General features: G+C 57.2%; 16 protein-coding genes. 8 read left to right on the top strand and 8 right to left on the bottom strand.

From position 1 onward, the window contains the following. Positions 1-187: 187 nt before the first annotated feature. On the top strand, positions 188-1,522 hold the full coding sequence (locus ONV78_RS03340) for a reverse transcriptase family protein (RefSeq protein ID WP_279501105.1): 1,335 nt from the start codon (positions 188-190) through the stop codon (positions 1,520-1,522). 22 nt (positions 1,523-1,544) lie between these two features. Here the strand turns inward: ONV78_RS03340 and ONV78_RS03345 are convergent, their stop codons facing one another. Further along, a complete protein-coding gene (locus ONV78_RS03345; protein WP_279501107.1) occupies positions 1,545-1,910 on the bottom strand; it encodes a DUF393 domain-containing protein in 366 nt (121 codons plus the stop codon). Positions 1,911-1,930: 20 nt separating this feature from the next. Then, positions 1,931-2,380: a TerB family tellurite resistance protein gene (locus tag ONV78_RS03350; protein WP_216736014.1), complete on the bottom strand. Its 450-nt coding sequence runs from the start codon at positions 2,378-2,380 to the stop codon at positions 1,931-1,933. A gap of 116 nt (positions 2,381-2,496) precedes the next feature. On the opposite strand from ONV78_RS03350, the gene ONV78_RS03355 reads away from it, so the two are divergent. After that, entirely contained in the window at positions 2,497-3,432 is a 936-nt protein-coding gene (locus tag ONV78_RS03355) for a hypothetical protein (protein WP_279501108.1), read from the top strand. Between the two features lie 6 nt (positions 3,433-3,438). Here the strand turns inward: ONV78_RS03355 and ONV78_RS03360 are convergent, their stop codons facing one another. The 4 genes from ONV78_RS03360 to ONV78_RS03375 are packed head-to-tail and all read right to left on the bottom strand — an operon-like array spanning position 3,439 to position 7,376. Next, the gene (locus ONV78_RS03360) at positions 3,439-3,909 is read right to left on the bottom strand and encodes a DUF411 domain-containing protein (RefSeq protein WP_279501109.1); all 471 of its coding nucleotides are present in this window, start codon (positions 3,907-3,909) and stop codon (positions 3,439-3,441) included. 39 nt (positions 3,910-3,948) lie between these two features. Further along, the gene (locus tag ONV78_RS03365; protein ID WP_279501111.1) at positions 3,949-4,308 is read right to left on the bottom strand and encodes a cupredoxin domain-containing protein; all 360 of its coding nucleotides are present in this window, start codon (positions 4,306-4,308) and stop codon (positions 3,949-3,951) included. Beyond that, positions 4,305-6,917 (bottom strand): heavy metal translocating P-type ATPase, encoded by a 2,613-nt coding sequence (locus tag ONV78_RS03370; protein WP_279501112.1) that lies wholly within the window; start codon positions 6,915-6,917, stop codon positions 4,305-4,307. Before ONV78_RS03370 ends, ONV78_RS03365 begins: the two co-directional genes overlap by 4 nt. 27 nt (positions 6,918-6,944) lie before the next feature. Further along, a complete protein-coding gene (locus ONV78_RS03375) occupies positions 6,945-7,376 on the bottom strand; it encodes a MerR family transcriptional regulator (RefSeq protein WP_279501114.1) in 432 nt (143 codons plus the stop codon). 182 nt (positions 7,377-7,558) lie between these two features. On the opposite strand from ONV78_RS03375, the gene ONV78_RS03380 reads away from it, so the two are divergent. From ONV78_RS03380 to ONV78_RS03395, 4 genes are all read left to right on the top strand, one after another. After that, positions 7,559-7,924 carry a helix-turn-helix domain-containing protein gene (locus ONV78_RS03380; RefSeq protein ID WP_253938213.1) on the top strand — a complete coding sequence of 122 codons (366 nt, stop codon included), beginning with the start codon at positions 7,559-7,561 and terminating at the stop codon, positions 7,922-7,924. A gap of 247 nt (positions 7,925-8,171) precedes the next feature. After that, positions 8,172-8,687 carry a lactoylglutathione lyase family protein gene (locus ONV78_RS03385; RefSeq protein WP_279501119.1) on the top strand — a complete coding sequence of 172 codons (516 nt, stop codon included), beginning with the start codon at positions 8,172-8,174 and terminating at the stop codon, positions 8,685-8,687. Between the two features lie 339 nt (positions 8,688-9,026). After that, positions 9,027-10,970: an AGE family epimerase/isomerase gene (locus ONV78_RS03390; RefSeq protein ID WP_279501121.1), complete on the top strand. Its 1,944-nt coding sequence runs from the start codon at positions 9,027-9,029 to the stop codon at positions 10,968-10,970. A 66-nt stretch (positions 10,971-11,036) separates the two neighbouring features. Then, entirely contained in the window at positions 11,037-11,738 is a 702-nt protein-coding gene (locus ONV78_RS03395; RefSeq protein WP_279501123.1) for a DJ-1/PfpI family protein, read from the top strand. Positions 11,739-11,840: 102 nt separating this feature from the next. On the opposite strand, the gene ONV78_RS03400 is transcribed toward ONV78_RS03395, so the two are convergent. Further along, on the bottom strand, positions 11,841-12,824 hold the full coding sequence (locus tag ONV78_RS03400; RefSeq protein ID WP_279501125.1) for a haloacid dehalogenase: 984 nt from the start codon (positions 12,822-12,824) through the stop codon (positions 11,841-11,843). 367 nt (positions 12,825-13,191) lie between these two features. On the opposite strand from ONV78_RS03400, the gene ONV78_RS03405 reads away from it, so the two are divergent. Next, positions 13,192-13,539 carry a hypothetical protein gene (locus ONV78_RS03405; RefSeq protein ID WP_279501127.1) on the top strand — a complete coding sequence of 116 codons (348 nt, stop codon included), beginning with the start codon at positions 13,192-13,194 and terminating at the stop codon, positions 13,537-13,539. Between the two features lie 19 nt (positions 13,540-13,558). On the opposite strand, the gene ONV78_RS03410 is transcribed toward ONV78_RS03405, so the two are convergent. Beyond that, a complete protein-coding gene (locus tag ONV78_RS03410; RefSeq protein ID WP_279501129.1) occupies positions 13,559-14,536 on the bottom strand; it encodes a YafY family protein in 978 nt (325 codons plus the stop codon). A 104-nt stretch (positions 14,537-14,640) separates the two neighbouring features. On the opposite strand from ONV78_RS03410, the gene ONV78_RS03415 reads away from it, so the two are divergent. Further along, complete coding sequence (locus ONV78_RS03415; RefSeq protein WP_279501131.1) at positions 14,641-15,294, top strand: glutathione S-transferase family protein; 654 nt, start codon at positions 14,641-14,643, stop codon at positions 15,292-15,294. Positions 15,295-15,304 lie beyond the last annotated feature (10 nt).

Genomic DNA, 15,304 nt, shown 5'->3' on the forward strand with positions numbered 1-15,304 from the left:
CGAAACCGGCGCGACCGGGCCTGATCCGTTGCTCCGGGGCTACCCCGGGGTTACATGTTGACTGAACATATCGCCGTCGATACCGCCCTACGCCAAGGCGTAGAACGGTATCGACCACGGGAGGAGGGTTGGAGCGTCGTCCCCTTTCCCTTTTTAGCGCCCAATACTCTCCAGGGATTTTTTGGCGATGAGATATGACCGCTGGTTGGCCGCCCGCCTTGCCGACGCATACCAATCCGGCCCGCCGATAACGCGGGAAATGAATCAACGCGCCGCTCTGTCCCTGGCGCAACACCCTGACTGGCTTTCGCCGTTGACGCGCCGAATGCGGGCGCGGTTCCATCGGGCCTGGGAAACCACCTCCGCCCATACTCTGACTGAAGCCATTCTGGCTGACCGGGGCTTTCAGCGAGGGCTTGCCTTATCTTCCGACCCGGTCCAGGTGCGACATATATTTTTGCCGTCGCCTCAGGAACTGCCGCCAGACTCTCCGGCGGCGCAATGGGGATTGCCGGCGTTGCGTTGCGCTGGCGACCTGCTGGACTGGCTGCATTTGACCCCGGAGGACCTGAACTGGCTGACGCAGGCCCGTGGGGAACCGGGTAGGGCGTCATCCAGATTGGGACATTACTGTTATCGCTGGCTGGATAAACCCCGTGGCGGCGCCAGATTGCTGGAAGCCCCTAAATCCTGGTTGAAGACAGTGCAGCGGCGTATTCATCAGGAGATTCTCGCTCCGCTTCCTCTGCACGACGCTGTTCATGGTTTTCGTGCAGAGCGCTCCAGCCTGACTCACGCCCGCGTCCATATCGGACAGCCATTGTTGCTTAAGTTTGACCTCAAGGACTTCTTTCCGTCGGTGACTTATGCGCAGATTTATCGCGCGTTCCGGCGTCTTGGATATGGTCATCAGGTCGCTCGCCTGCTCAGTAAGCTGTGCTCTCATGTCACGCCCAACGAGATACTTCGCCATCCGGCGGCGCGTCATCTTGAACGCGGCGATGAACTATTTCGTCGCGCGCACTTGCCTCAGGGCGCGCCTACCTCACCGGCGCTCGCCAACCTCGCCGCCGCTCATCTGGATCGGCGCCTGAGTGCGCTGGCTGACAGGATGGGGCGGCGTTACAGTCGATACGCCGATGATTTCGTTTTATCGGGGCCGACGATGAGTCCCGGCGCGATAGAGCGCTTACAAGCTTTGGTCGGCGCTATCGCATTGGACGAAGGCTTTGTTTTGAACACGCGCAAAAGCGCGGTGATCGGGCAGGGCGCGCGTCAGCAGGTGGGAGGCGTGGTGGTGAACGCCAAGGCCAATATTCCGCGCAAGGACTACGATGCACTGAAAGCGGTGCTGCATAACTGCGTGCGTTTCGGTCCCGTTGGACAGAATCGCCAGAGCCACGAGGACTGGGCGGCGCACTTGAGGGGGCGCATTGCGTATATGGCGGGAATCAATCCAGAAAAAGGGCGCAGGTTGCTGGCGTTGTATCAGCGTATTGTCTGGCCGCAGGAATCCGTCTGAGCGTCATCGCTAAAGCCGAACTTTAAACACGTCCGCTTTTCTGCAGGCGTTGCATGACACTGCGGTGATACCAGCGGGACAACCAGCTCTTCAAACCAGGCAGGCTCAACAGCCAGGCCAGGGGACGCAGCAGCAGAGTGCGACGCATAAGCAGGATATAGGCGTCCAGTTCCCGATGAACATCGCCGTTTTCATCGCGTACGTGCAGCTCTGTCAAGGCGGCGTGGGGATCGATGCCTTCGCGGCGCAGGTCGTCATCGCGGCCGGTGATGTCCAGCCAACACACATCGGCGGCGCGGTCCCCCGCCAGCTTTTCATAATTGCGACGGTCGCGGACGCAGCGGGGACAGGCGCCGTCGTAGTAAACCGTCAGTTTAGGTTGGGTCATTATTTCCCCTCCCATGCGGCTCAGGCTTGTTCTTGCGCCTCCAGTTTAGCGCGAATGAACTCCGCATGGGGCACATAGATCAGTTCCGCCGCCCGTCGAACAAAATGCTCTTCGTACTTGTCCAACTGGCCATCAGCGAAAGCCACGCGCCACAAGTTAAGAATGATGCTGTATTTATCCTGGGGCGAGCAGATTTCGTTGATGTGCGAGGTGAACTCATACAAAGAGGTGGCGCTCTCGGCTTCTTTGGCGGCGGCTTCCATCAGCTCGGTCAACTCGGCGCCGTCCACATTGAAGGCCTGCCGCACATACTTTTCCACCACCTGCAGTTCCGCGTTATCCACGTGCTGGTCGACTCTGGCCAGTTGTATCAACAGGGCCGCGGTGACCCGCTCCAACGCCGGTTGCTTGATCGGCATGCGCGCGTCAGCGGCCAGTTCCTGAAAGATCGCCTGTAACTTTTTCAGCATGAATACTCCCATGATATGATGTGGCGTTTATCGCCGTCGGGCGCTTTTCGGCTTGCCCCTGACGGAATTCATACCATCATTAACTGATGGATACTCCGCTAACAACAGGCAAGGCTATGAGTTCAGGGATACTACGCGGAGCTGTCATCGTCGCGGCCATATCTATGATGTATGGTTGCGGAGGCGATGAATCAACCGCGCAGCCGCCGAAGATTCCGGAAAAAGGAATCGCGGCGCTGGTGCAGGCGAACTTACCCGCTTCCGGCGCGCAGGCGCAGGTAGGCGCGGTGATTTTCAAGGATAGCGTACGGCAGCCCTTGGTGGGCGGCGATGTGATTGTCGCCGAGAGCGACATCGACAAGGTGCGCCTGAATGCGCTGGAAAACCTCAGCGGCGACTACCAGGGTCTCCTGGATGTGGCGTCCGAATTCGACACCGTTTATTTCAGCGTGGAATACGATGTGGCCGCGGCGCAGGACAAAAGCTGGTTCACCTCCGGCCTGCCTGATGTCAGCGCCAGACCCGGCGAATTGGTGGGTCTGACCACTTCTATCGAATTCCCTCCCGCGATTCATTTGGCTTCACCCGCCGCGCAGATGGAATACGCCTCGCGTAGCGACCGTATCGCGTTGCAGTGGGCGCCTCTGGGCGAAGACGATCAGATCCGTTACACCGTGCGCGGACGCTGCGACTATAGCAACGGCCGCCGGCAGTATTACACCCGCTCTGAAGTATTGGGACGGGAAGACGGCGCCGGCGCGGCGGAAGGGTACGCGGAAATCAAAGTAGGGGACATCATCGCTTCACAGGACGGCGCAGAAAGCGGCTTCCTCGCCGATATGAGCGCGCGTCTGGTCGGCGCGGTGGTGGATGCGCTGACGTTTGGCTCCCCGGAAGTGGACATGCGCAACGGCGAGTTGCAGTCCTGCGAGTTTGATTTGTCGCTGTTGCGCGAACGTATTTCCACGCCCGCGCAGCCCTTTGACGGCGGGCGCATCATCGCCAGCCGCAGCGATACCGTGCGGCTGTATTATCACCCCGTTGGCGAGTGACGCGGCTTATTCGTAGTGACTGTAGGGAACGGCTCCGCCGTCCTTGCTCACCAGCAATACGTCAAACTTGGCTTTGACGCCGGGAACCTCCATGCCGGGCACATTTTCCCCGGCGGGCATTCCTGGAACGCTGAGGCCCAGGGCGTCAGGTTTTTCCTGCAATAAACGCTGAATATCCGCCGCTGGCACGTGGCCCTCGATCAGATAACCATTGACGAATGCGGTGTGACAGGAAGCGAGCTGCGGCGCCAATCCCGCCTGCTGCTTCACTGGCGACACATCGCGGGTTTCATGCACAGTGACGTCGAACCCGGCGGCTTTGACGTGATCGACCCATACTTTGCAGCACCCGCAGGTGGGCGACTTGTAGACGGTCATTTCTTCCGCTGCGGCCTGTTGCGCGCCGGCGAATCCAGCGCTCAGCGCGAGCAGGACGCCGCTGAGGCGGCGCGGCAAGGTTGAGATATTTGAGATCATGATTGGCTCCTTGTGGCTCATGCTATTCATCGCTGGCGATCAGACAACTTTCAGCGATCCCTGGTACATGTTCATCTGACAGTTAAATTTATAGACGCCTTTTTCCTGCGCCTGAATGCGGATGTCCTTGGCGTGGCCAACCGGCAACTCCTCGCTGATATTCAGGCCGTCGAAAATCACCATGGCGGCGCAGGGGCTGGGGTCTTTGCGCAGGAAGCGCAAGGTGGCGCTTTCCCCAGTGGGTATTTCGATATGACTGGGACTGTACACGCCGTCCGCCACCGTGATTTCGATGGCGCCGCCAGCGCTGCGCGCGGCGTTTTGCGGCCGCCACAACCAGAACCAATAAATCACAAAAGCGATAGCGCCCAGACCTAGCAGATTGACCAGAATACTCATGCCGCTTTCTCCTCTTGTTGATGCTGCGCGTTGGCGGCGCTGCTTTTGAACAGGCGCAGGCGATTGGCGTTGCTGACCACCGTGACCGACGACATGGACATGGCGGCTCCGGCCAGCACCGGGCTCATCAGCACGCCGAGCAGGGGATACAGCAATCCGGCCGCCACAGGAATCCCCAGCGCGTTATAGATAAAAGCGCCGAACAGGTTCTGTTTGATATTGCGCACGGTGGCGCGGGAAACCTCAATGGCGTCGGCGAGACCATGCAGGGAGCCGCGCATCAGGGTGATGTCGGCGCTTTCAATCGCCACGTCTGTACCGGTGCCGATAGCGAAGCCCACGTCCGCTTCAGCCAGCGCCGGAGCATCGTTGACGCCGTCGCCCACCATGCCCACCAGTTCACCCTGCGCGGCTTTATGGCGCAGGTCGCGAATCACGCGCGCTTTATCTTCCGGCAACACTTCGGCGATAACTTCATCTACGCCTACCTGTTTGGCGATAGCCTCGGCGGAGCGTTTCACATCGCCGGTCAGCATGATGACGCGCAGGCCGCGTTCGCGCAGACGGGCGATGGCGTCGCGGGAGTCGGATTTGATCTTGTCCGCCACAGCGATGACCCCGGCCAGCGCGCCATCGGTCGCCATAAACAGCGGTGTGGCGGCCTGTTCCGCCAGTTTATCCGCCGCTTCCTTGAGCGGGCTGGCGTCAATGTGATTGGTCTCCATCCAGCGGCGATTGCCAAGCAGCACGGTGACGCCATCAATCACTCCGGTCACGCCTTGACCGGATTCGCTATGGAAGTCGACGGGATCGCTCAAGGTCAGGGACTGTTCGCGAGCGGATTCCACAATCGCCATGCCCAGAGGGTGCTCGGAGGCCTTCTCCAGACTGGCGGCGAGACGCAATAGTTCAGTTTTATCGCGTCCGTCGACCGCCTGAATCTCCAGCACGGAAGGCTTGCCCTCGGTGATAGTGCCGGTTTTATCCAGCACCAGAGTAGCCAGCTCGCCCGCCTGCTGCAGGGCGCCGCCGTTGCGGATCAGTACGCCAGCCTCCGCCGCCTTGCCGACGCCAACCATCACCGACATGGGCGTCGCCAGCCCAAGAGCGCAGGGACAGGCGATGATCAGCACGGTGGTCGCCGCCACCAGCATATGCGCGATCCGGGGATCGGGGCCGAAGTTATACCAGGCAAGGGCGGCGATGACGGCGATGATCAGCACCACTGGTACGAACACGGCGGAAATTTTGTCCGCCAGTCGTCCCAGCGGGGGTTTAGCGTTCTGAGCTTTTTTCACCATGGCGATGATTTGCGCCAACGCCGTGTCTTTGCCGACTTTCACCGCGACATAGGTCATGGAGCCGGTTTTATTGAGCGCGCCGGCGGACACCTTGTCCCCCTGTTTTTTCTCCACAGGAATCGGTTCGCCGGTCAGCATGGACTCGTCCACCAGACTTTTACCGTCGCGCACCTCGCCGTCCACCGCGATTTTTTCTCCGGGGCGCACGCGCAGGAGGTCGCCTTTACGGACGTTCTCAATGGGAATGTCTTTCTCGTCGCCGCCGCGAATGACGCGGGCGGTTTTGGGCTGCAAGTCCAGCAGTCGTTTTATGGCCTGGGAGGTTTTACCGCGGGCGCGCACTTCCAGCGCCAGACCCAGGTTGATCAAGCCAATGATCATGGCGGAGGCCTCAAAGTAGACATGCCGCGCCATTTCCGGCACAGCCTGGGGTAAAGCCGCCACCGCCATGGAGTACAGCCAGGCGGCGCCGGTGCCGGTGGCGATCAGCGTGTCCATATTGGCCGAATGATTCTTGAAGGCTTTCCAGGCGCCGGTGTAGAAGTGGCCGCCGGATTTCGCCATCACTCCCAAGGTGATCAGGCCGACCGCCAACCAGGCGAACTGGCTGAGACCCGCCTGCACCATCATTTCCCCGCCTAACAGCCCCCAGGCCATCAAGGGGGCGCCCAGGCCCAGGGCCAGCCACATATTTTGCAGCAACTGCTTGTAGTAGGCCTGCTCCGCCTTCTCCTTGGCTTCCTGATCAGCGGCGTCATCCGTCGCCGGGGTGGCGCCGTATCCGGCCTGCTCGACCGCCTGAATCAATGCGTCCGTATCGGCATCGCCTTCCACTGCAGCGGTGCGATCGGCGAAGTTCATGGAGGCGCTGGCGACGCCGGGAACGTTCTGCAACGCCTGCTCGATTTTACTGACGCAGGCGGCGCACTTGGCGCCAGTGATATTTAATTGGATGACGCCAGCCTGACCTGTCGACGCTGGTGAAGCGTTTTGTTCCGGTGAGGCTTCCGGTTTCTCGGCGCTGAGCTCGCAATGGTCGTCAGCGGCGCCATCGTTATTCCGTTTGTTCTCTTTATCCTGTTGATTCTCTTTCAGCTCCGCCGGATAGCCTAACTGGCGGATCGCCTCCAATGCGGCGGGAATATCCACGGCGGCGTCGATGGCGACGGTTTGTTGTTGCAGATCCACCGACACCTTGTCTGTGTCGGTCAGAGGGGCCAGCGCGTGTTTGATTTTCTTCACGCAGCTTTGGCAACCGGCGCCTTGGATTGCGATAAGCGCGCCTTGTTCCGATAGTGTCTGGTTCATGTCAGCCTCCGTTATCAGAGCCTAGTCTTATACGTTGGATTCTTGTTCCCAATATTCGATCAGCCGGCAGATGGTGTGGCCGTTGGGGTCGCCGTCAGGCATGTGCTCCCAGGCGCTCATCGCCTCCTGCATACGGACTTTGAGCTGAGTGAGTTCGGCGATCTGGCGTTCCACTTCGGCGAACTTCTCTTCAAACAAGCGTCGCACCATCGGGCAGGGGGAGTGATGATCCTCCGCCTGAAGCATGATTTGATTGATCTCTTTGACGCTGAACCCTAATTGCCGCGCCTTTTTGGCGAAGATCAGCTTTTGCAGGTCGTCCCGATCATAGAGTTGGTAACCATTGTCCAGATCGCGCCTGGGCTTCAAAAGACCCTGTTTGGTATAGAAGCGCACAGTGTCTGCGGTGACCCCGCTGCGTTTCGCCATCTCGCTGACTTTCAGTTGTAAACCCGTCATGTTCCGGCATCTCCCATTGTCTGCGTCGATGAATTTAAGCTTAGTGTAAAACCTGGGAGTAACACATAGGTCAAGGGGGAGTAGAAAATGATTGAAAAGAGACCGCCTTAGGAGGATGTGATCGCGCTAACCCTGTATTACCATTCGGATTTTGGTTACCGAGAGAGTTCGCCGAGGGACGCATGTATACCTGGAATGACAAACCCTATCGATGCCCGGTGGAGATCGCCTTTGCGGCGGTGGGCGGCAAATGGAAGTGCCTGATACTGTGGCACCTGCATTTGGGCAAAATGCGATTCAAGGAACTGGAGCGAATCGTGCCGGGAGTGAGCCAGAAAATGCTGACGCAGCAGCTCAAAGAAATGGAGCGAGATGGACTCATCGTGAAGACAGTTTTCCCGGAAGCGCCTCCCAAGGTGGAGTATGAGTTGACGGAGCGTGGTCACAGTATCTTTCCCATTCTGGAGCAGATGCATGAATGGGCCATCGCGCAGTTCGATCTGAAAAAATCGGCGCAAACAGAGTCGCTCCCACCCATCTCCACTTAAGTCAGCAGAGTCGCGGGTTTAACGGCGATCATGCCTGTTCTGTAAGTCGGAACCGCAGGCGGAAGAGAGGGTGCTTACCAAAAAGTGCCTACTTGATCAGCCACTTAGCCCTGCCTATGATGCTCCCAGATCGCAGTCGCTCTGCGATATAGCCAAGAGAAAAAGTTCGGCCGACTTGTTTTTCTGCTTCTCATTTCTATGTGAAATGCGCCTGCGGGCGCGAGCAACAAAACATTGAGGTCAACAGATGGAAAAAAGATATCCAAGAGCCTTTTCCCACATTGGGATATCCGTTCCCGATATCGCCAAAGCCCTGGAGTTTTATCAACAGGCGCTGGGCTGGTACGTCATCATGGACGTCACGGAGGTCAAGGAAGAAAAGGACACCGCGATTGGCGCCATGTGCATCGACGTATTCGGCGAAGGCTGGGGCTCCTTCAAAATCGCCCACCTGTCCACCAGCGACAGCATCGGAATAGAACTGTTCGAATTCCCGCAAAATAAAACGCCTCGCCACGAGTTCAACCCCTATCAGACTGGCGTGTTCCATTTCTGCGTACAGGACCCGGATGTGGAAGGGCTGGCGCAGCGCATCGTCGAACTAGGCGGCAAGCAAAGAATGCCGATCCGGGAATATTTTCCGGGTGAAAAGCCCTACAGAATGGTCTACATGGAAGACCCGTTCGGCAACATCGTGGAAATTTATTCGCATTCCTACGAGCTGCACTACAGCGCTGGAGCGTACCAGAATCAATCCGCGTAAAGGGCTATAGCCCCGCTGACACTGGGACTTTAGACCGGTTAATTCCAGGTTTGGTTATTACCATGCTTGGTTAATACCAGGATTAGTAAATACATAAGCGACGCGTTGCGCCGGTCGGTGGTGGAGCGCGTTGTCCTCACAGACTTATTTCTGCGTTGTAAGCAATTCATATCTTCAAACAAGCGCCTGCGTGGGTGCGCAGACAGGGGGATCAGACCGGTTCAGCCGGTGAAAACAGGCAGTTTTCAGGCGCTTCCAGGGAGATGGAGCGATAGGGATTTTTGTTTATAGCACATTGGTAGTTGTTGACGTTAAACGAAAAGAAAACGAAAGAATAATATGTTTAAGAAGAAGATACTGGCCTGCGTTGTTACTGCTTCACTCTCTCCATTACTATTCACATCCAGCCTGGCCGTGGCGGCGAATGAGCCGCAGGCGGCAAGCGCTGTAGTCTCTGCGTCATCCATGGCGGAACGCACGGGATTTACTTTTTCCGATCTGGTCGCCGGTTACGTGACCGGATATGACCGCACGAATAAGACCTTCGCCATGAAAACCCGCAATGGCCACGAGCTGTCCGTGAAAATCGGCGATAACGCTTATGCGGAATTCGTGCGCAACCTCGGGGAGGAGTTCAAGAACGCCACGGATAAGCTGGACGTCATGCTGACCCAGGGCCGCTACGTATACGCCTATGGCGTGTTTTATCCCGATGGCGGTCAGTATGCTCTGGAAGCGACCCATCTGGTTTTCCCCACAAGTCAGGATAACCAATACGTCTTTGAACAAAGCGACTGGTGGAGCCGTCAGATCCGTGAACTGGCGGATTTTTATCTGCAGGCGGAGTTTGGCGATGGTCCCATCGATTACACGCGCTATCGCACCAACCTGTCTCTGGAAGGGGATAAACTGGGTGACGGCATTCAGGAAGCCGCTACCTTATCGCGCCTGATATACGGTTTCGCCACTGCGTACTTGATGACGGGGGAGGACCGCTACTGGGAGGCGGCGCAGAAGGGAACAGCGTACCTGCGCGCCAACTTTCAGGTGAACAAGGGCGAGCAGTTCTATTGGCTGCATGCGTTGGACGTTAATGGCAAAAACGGCGTTGAAACCTTTGCGGGCTCGCGTTTTTCCGACGATTACAACGCCATTCCCTGTTACGAGCAGATCTATGATCTGGCGGGGCCAGTGCAGACCTACCGGATCACCGGCGATAGCGCCATTCTGCAGGATGTGGAGAAAACGCTCGCTCTGTTTGAAGATCGCTATCGGGACCAGAGCGCTCAGGGCGGCTATTTTTCCCATATCGACTCAAACACGTTCAGTCCTCATGCGGAGTCTCTGGGCGATAATCGCAGCAAGAAGAACTGGAACTCCGTCGGCGATCACGCGCCGGCGTATCTGATCAACCTGTGGCTGGCCACCGGCAGGACGGAATACGCAGACTTTCTGGAAGATACCTTCGACACTATCGTCGCCCGCTTCCCCAGCGTGACCGAGAGTCCCTTCGTCAACGAGCGCTTTTTCGCGGACTGGTCCGTGGACGCCGGCTATAAATGGCAGCAGGATCGGGCGGTGATCGGCCATGATCTGAAAATCGCCTGGAACCTGATGCGCATGAACAACCTGCGCCCGAAGGCGTCCTACTCCGAGCTGGCGCAAACCCTGGGCGACGCCATGCCGAAATACGGCGCGGACTTGCAGCGCGGCGGCTGGTATGACGTGGTGGAGCGCAAGCGTGATGACGGTCAGAGTCAGCACCGTTTCGCTTTCCATGATCGCAAAGCCTGGTGGCAGCAGGAGCAGGGCATTCTGGCCTATCAGATTCTGGCGGGCGTGACCGGCAATCCTGACTATCTGCAACTGGCGCGGGAATCTTCCGCTTTCTACAACGCCTGGTTCCTGGATCGCGCAGACGGCGGTGTGTACTTCAACGTATTGGCGGGCGGACAGCCCTATGTGGAAGGGATGGAGCGCAGCAAGGGCAGCCACTCCATGGCGGGATATCACGCGTTTGAGTTGGCCTATCTGTCGGCGGTGTACAACAAGCTGCTGATTCTGAAGCAACCCATGGATCTTTACTTCAGGCCGCAGGCGAACGGTTTTACCGGAAACCTGTTGCGAGTGCAGCCGGACATCCTGCCCCAAGGCAGCGTGAAGATCGATAAAGTGTGGGTGAACGGCGAACTCTATGAGGATTTCGACCCCGCCAACCTGACGGTGACGCTGCCTCGCGATCATCAGGAAATGAGTGTCAAAGTCAGGCTGACGCCCGCCTGATGCTCTCTACGAGCGCCCTAAGTGCGGGGCGTTCGTCCGCATATTTGGATAGAAAGGAATTAACCCATGTTTTTAAGGTCGACGACCATACTGCTGGCGGCGCTGATGCTGTCCGCCTCGTTTTTTTCATCCGCTTCCTCTGTAGAAATACCGCAGGTCACAGTGCAGACGCCGCCGGTGACGGGGGACTACAAAGGTAAAATCGGCGTACTGGTGGAAGAACATTTTGATGAAACCGAGCTGGTGGCGTTCCAGCAATATTTTCCCGCCCACGGCTACGAAGTGGTGTTCATGTCATACTTGTGGGGGCAGTCTGAGCTCACTTTTAACGGCAACGATCACCAGCGCCAAGTGGTGGTGAAGACGGATATCACTCAAGCGGATCTGTCGCAATATGCTGGCGTTATCCTGATCGGCGGTTACGCCATGGATCGCCTGCGCTATCAAACCGAGCTCAGCGAAGATGGCGTTTCCCATGCCCCGGCGGTGGAGTTTTTGCGCCAGATTATTGCCACCGATCGCATCAAAATCGGCGCTATATGCCACTCGCTCTGGCTATTCACGGCAGATCCAGCTCTGCTGCAGGGTCGCAAGGTCACCGCCGCGCACAATATTGTCGCCGATGTCCGTAACGCAGGCGGGATATTGCAGGTGGAGAATAATCAGGCGGTGGACACCTTCGTGGACGGCAATCTGATTACCGGCAAGCACCCGGCGGTGGTGGACGCTTTTATGGAGACTTTTTTGCGGGAGCTGGATAAGTCCTGACTTTCGCGGCGTGGGAGGAATAGGAGTTTTCGTTCCCACTCTGATCAGATGAAAGCAGGGAAGCAAAGGCTTCCCTGCTTATGACTGCTTAGGGATCGTTGACTATCGCCACTCGCATCCTGCGGCGGGCGTTTCCGTCACGACGGTGGAGTAGTGATAGGCGTAATCGCCGTCAATCGCCTGAGTGCCTTCCTGGCCTGCTTCCGGCCCGATGATGTAAGTCTCGGCCTTTGACAAACCGGCGTCGGAGTAGGCCGCGATATCGGTGGCGGCGTTACCGTAGGCGCGCACGATATCCAACTGCACGTCATTCAGCAGGTGGCGGATATAAGCGGTTTTATAGGCCTGAGTTTGTGGGCTGGCGGGGTTTTCCGCGTTGCTGTCCGTGCGCAGGTGCCATTGAAACAGGCCTTTGGTGTTGAACCAGTTGCGGGTGGTTTTGGCCATCCAGTACTGGCGACCGGTGAGATACACCACTTGATAGCCTTTCTCCACATAGTCCCACACCACTTCCGCCGCGTAGTTGTGCATTTCCGCAGTGTCTGTGCCCAGGTAGTCGCCAATGGCTTCGAAGTCGTTGAGGGTCAGCGTGCCGTCGATGTCGAAAAGCACGGTTTTACGGCCGGGTTGCACCACCGTCAGGTAACCGGACGCTTCCGTATGGTCGCCTTCCACCACCATGCGCACCACATAGTCGCCCTCCGGCTTATTGATGTTGACGTAAATCTTGCCGTCGCTATTGGTGCGATGTTCTCCCAGGTATTCCCAACCGGACATGCCGGTACCGTAGACGTAGACATGAATGTCCTCGTCCTCCAGATCTTTGTGGAACAGGGCGGAGTAATCGAATTTGCCCACCATGGTGGCGGAGTCGCCGGCTTTGACGATCTGGTCGTGAACCATATGGAACGGCTTGTTCAAAGAAGCGAGCAGACGGTTGCCCCAATGGTGAAACGACTTCTGCGCCGGCTTTTGCAAACCGGGCGCGTGCAGCACGCTGTCGTAGTCAGGGCAATATTCAGCGTTAGCGGTCAGGCTGAGCGAAGCGGCGAGCAAGCCGCCAGTCAGAAATGAGAGTTTATGCATGATTTTAAAGAGTCCTTTTCTAATTATTGTTCAATGAGGCGTCCCCATTTCATCCTGTTCAGTAAATGGGGTGTGAACGCGGCCCTAATCTTTCACAGCAATATGAAAAACTGATTAAAGCCGTCGGGAAATTGTGCATGCTGAGGAAGGAGTGGAGTATCCCTAATACAGACTATATCCGATGGGGTTTGGGTGGTTTTTGGGTTTGGATAATTTTAATTACACTTGCTATTTCAGCTGGAGCTGGAAGCTTAAAAGTAGCCATGATGTGGGCAACTGAACGTATACTTCACCTAATTCATCGCCTGAGATCAGATTGGCTTTAAGATCCAGGCAACCCTTTTACGTCACCAGCGACTTACGATTCATGATCACAATCGGCTCTATTTCCAGAGAAAAGGCCAGTGAGGACTTTCCTTTCCTGACGCAACATTACCGCGGGCGACGGAAGGCGATTAAGGCTTTCACTCATCTGGCGCCGGATTACGGCGGCTTTTTAAGGGGACGAGTCGCCAGCAATTTTGGTCCGCAAATCATTGTGGTGTATCGCAGAGAGGAAGCTTTGGCGAGCGATCCGATCAAGATTCGCCAGTTCCTTAAGGGCGTGGCGCAGCTTCCCATCCCGTTGCAACAGAATACGTTAGTCGTTAGCGATAATGCGGATATTTATGGGACGCTGGCCGATATTCGTCAACGCGCCAATGACGTTGGGTAACACTAAGCAGGCGCGAGACCTATTGGCGCTTTTTCGGCGCATACAACTGCGCCATCTCCTCTGCGATACTCGCCATTTTTTCCCGCAACTCCAGTGGTCCCAGCACTTCCAGATCAGCGCCGAACCGCAATAGTTCCACACAAGCCTGACGCAGGGCTCCAACGGGCAGAGTGGCTTTACGCCAGCCTTGTGCGTCTGGAGTGGGGTCTAACATAGTGGCGGCGCGCACATAGGGAGAGTTGAGCGCGTCCATCATCCAGACGCCTTTTTCGGACAGGCGCACTTCAGCGACGTAGGTGTGCAGTTCCTCTTCCAGGCGGAGGGTATTGGCGCGCCAATAATCGGCCAGATCGAATTCCACTGGGCGTTCAAAACGAGTGGTGGAGACGCTTAACTCCTGAATGCGGGAAATGCGATAGGTGCGGAGGTCGCCATCGACTTGCGCCACCAGATACCAGGAACCGCTTTTCAGGACGACGCCAAGTGGTTCGGCGCGACGTTGCTTTTCTCCTTTCCAGCTTTGGTAGCGCATCTCGATCGTTCGTTGTTCCCAGACTGCCTGGGTGATGTCCCGAAGGTGATCTGGATGTTCTGACTCCGCGAACCAGGCGGGGGCGTCCAGATGAAACCGGGATTGCATGCGTTCCGCCCCGGAACGCAGTTCCTGGGGCAGGGCCGCCAACAGTTTCGTCTGGGCGGCGGAGACGGCGGCGCCCAGACCCATATCGTTGGCTGGGCCGGATAAACCGGTCAGGAACAGGGCCTCTGCTTCTTGCGACGACAGTCCGTTGAGCCGGGTGCGGTAGCCGTCCAGAAGACGGTATCCGCCCTCAGTGCCCCGCTCGCTATAAACCGGGATGCCCAGCGCGCTCAGGGTTTCTATATCGCGGTAGACCGTGCGCAGAGACACGCCGCACTCCTTCGCCAGCACCGGCGCGGTGGTCTGGCCGCGGGCTTGAAGGGTCATAAGGATGGTCAGGAGACGGCTGGCGCGCATAACAAACCTGCTGCAAATTTTTTATTTTAAACCTGACAAAAGTTGACAGGTATGGGGTCGTATTATGCCACTGAGTTTATTTCCCAACCAAAAGGATATGCGTCATGGCTTCTGATTCGAAAATCACGTTGTTTCACTGCCCACAGACCCGTTCCACAGGCTCCATGGTATTGCTGGAGGAGCTGGAAGCGGCTTATGAAGTGAAACTGATCAACATTCGTAATGGCGACAATCGCCGGGATGAGTATTTGCAGGTGAACCCCTTGGGCAAAGTCCCTGCACTGCAGCATGGCGATGCGCTGATCACGGAGCAGGTGGCGATCTTTCTTTATCTTGCTGACTTGTTTCCACAGGCAGGCCTGGCCCCAGCGTTGAATGATCGGTTGCGCGGGCCTTATTTACGCTGGATGGTGTATTACGCCAGCTGTTTTGAGCCGGCGGTGGTGGACAAAGCGATGCAAAGAGACCCCGCGCCGCGGGACACCAGTCCCTATGCGGATTATGACGTCATGTTGAACGCCATCGTCGAGCGTGTCGCCAGCGGGCCCTATATTCTGGGCGAGAAGTTCTCGGCGGCGGATGTATTGTGGGGAATGGCTTTCCACTGGTGTACTCAGTTTGGTTTGGTTCCGCGCACGGAGGTCATCGACGCTTATATCAAACGCGTCACAGGTCGCCGCAGTTTCAGCGAAGTGCTGGCCAAAGACATGGAGATAGCGGCGCAACTGCAGGCGAAAACGGAAGCATCGGCAGACTGATTACTCTTCT

Origin of the sequence: Hahella sp. CR1 (genome assembly GCF_029813005.1) — a bacterium.
In the GTDB taxonomy this organism is placed as follows: Bacteria; Pseudomonadota; Gammaproteobacteria; order Pseudomonadales; family Oleiphilaceae; genus Hahella.

Excerpts from the sequence above, each read along its gene's own strand:
- ONV78_RS03340 (WP_279501105.1), top strand. The coding sequence starts at position 188 with ATGAGATATGACCGCTGGTTGGCCGCCCGCCTTGCCGACGCATACCAA.
- ONV78_RS03385 (WP_279501119.1), top strand. The coding sequence starts at position 8,172 with ATGGAAAAAAGATATCCAAGAGCCTTTTCCCACATTGGGATATCCGTT.
- ONV78_RS03415 (WP_279501131.1), top strand. The coding sequence starts at position 14,641 with ATGGCTTCTGATTCGAAAATCACGTTGTTTCACTGCCCACAGACCCGT.
- ONV78_RS03400 (WP_279501125.1), bottom strand. The coding sequence starts at position 12,824 with ATGCATAAACTCTCATTTCTGACTGGCGGCTTGCTCGCCGCTTCGCTC.
- ONV78_RS03345 (WP_279501107.1), bottom strand. The coding sequence starts at position 1,910 with ATGACCCAACCTAAACTGACGGTTTACTACGACGGCGCCTGTCCCCGC.
- ONV78_RS03395 (WP_279501123.1), top strand. The coding sequence starts at position 11,037 with ATGTTTTTAAGGTCGACGACCATACTGCTGGCGGCGCTGATGCTGTCC.
- ONV78_RS03355 (WP_279501108.1), top strand. The coding sequence starts at position 2,497 with ATGAGTTCAGGGATACTACGCGGAGCTGTCATCGTCGCGGCCATATCT.
- ONV78_RS03390 (WP_279501121.1), top strand. The coding sequence starts at position 9,027 with ATGTTTAAGAAGAAGATACTGGCCTGCGTTGTTACTGCTTCACTCTCT.
- ONV78_RS03375 (WP_279501114.1), bottom strand. The coding sequence starts at position 7,376 with ATGACGGGTTTACAACTGAAAGTCAGCGAGATGGCGAAACGCAGCGGG.
- ONV78_RS03370 (WP_279501112.1), bottom strand. The coding sequence starts at position 6,917 with ATGAACCAGACACTATCGGAACAAGGCGCGCTTATCGCAATCCAAGGC.
- ONV78_RS03350 (WP_216736014.1), bottom strand. The coding sequence starts at position 2,380 with ATGCTGAAAAAGTTACAGGCGATCTTTCAGGAACTGGCCGCTGACGCG.
- ONV78_RS03405 (WP_279501127.1), top strand. The coding sequence starts at position 13,192 with ATGATCACAATCGGCTCTATTTCCAGAGAAAAGGCCAGTGAGGACTTT.
- ONV78_RS03410 (WP_279501129.1), bottom strand. The coding sequence starts at position 14,536 with ATGCGCGCCAGCCGTCTCCTGACCATCCTTATGACCCTTCAAGCCCGC.
- ONV78_RS03380 (WP_253938213.1), top strand. The coding sequence starts at position 7,559 with ATGTATACCTGGAATGACAAACCCTATCGATGCCCGGTGGAGATCGCC.
- ONV78_RS03360 (WP_279501109.1), bottom strand. The coding sequence starts at position 3,909 with ATGATCTCAAATATCTCAACCTTGCCGCGCCGCCTCAGCGGCGTCCTG.
- ONV78_RS03365 (WP_279501111.1), bottom strand. The coding sequence starts at position 4,308 with ATGAGTATTCTGGTCAATCTGCTAGGTCTGGGCGCTATCGCTTTTGTG.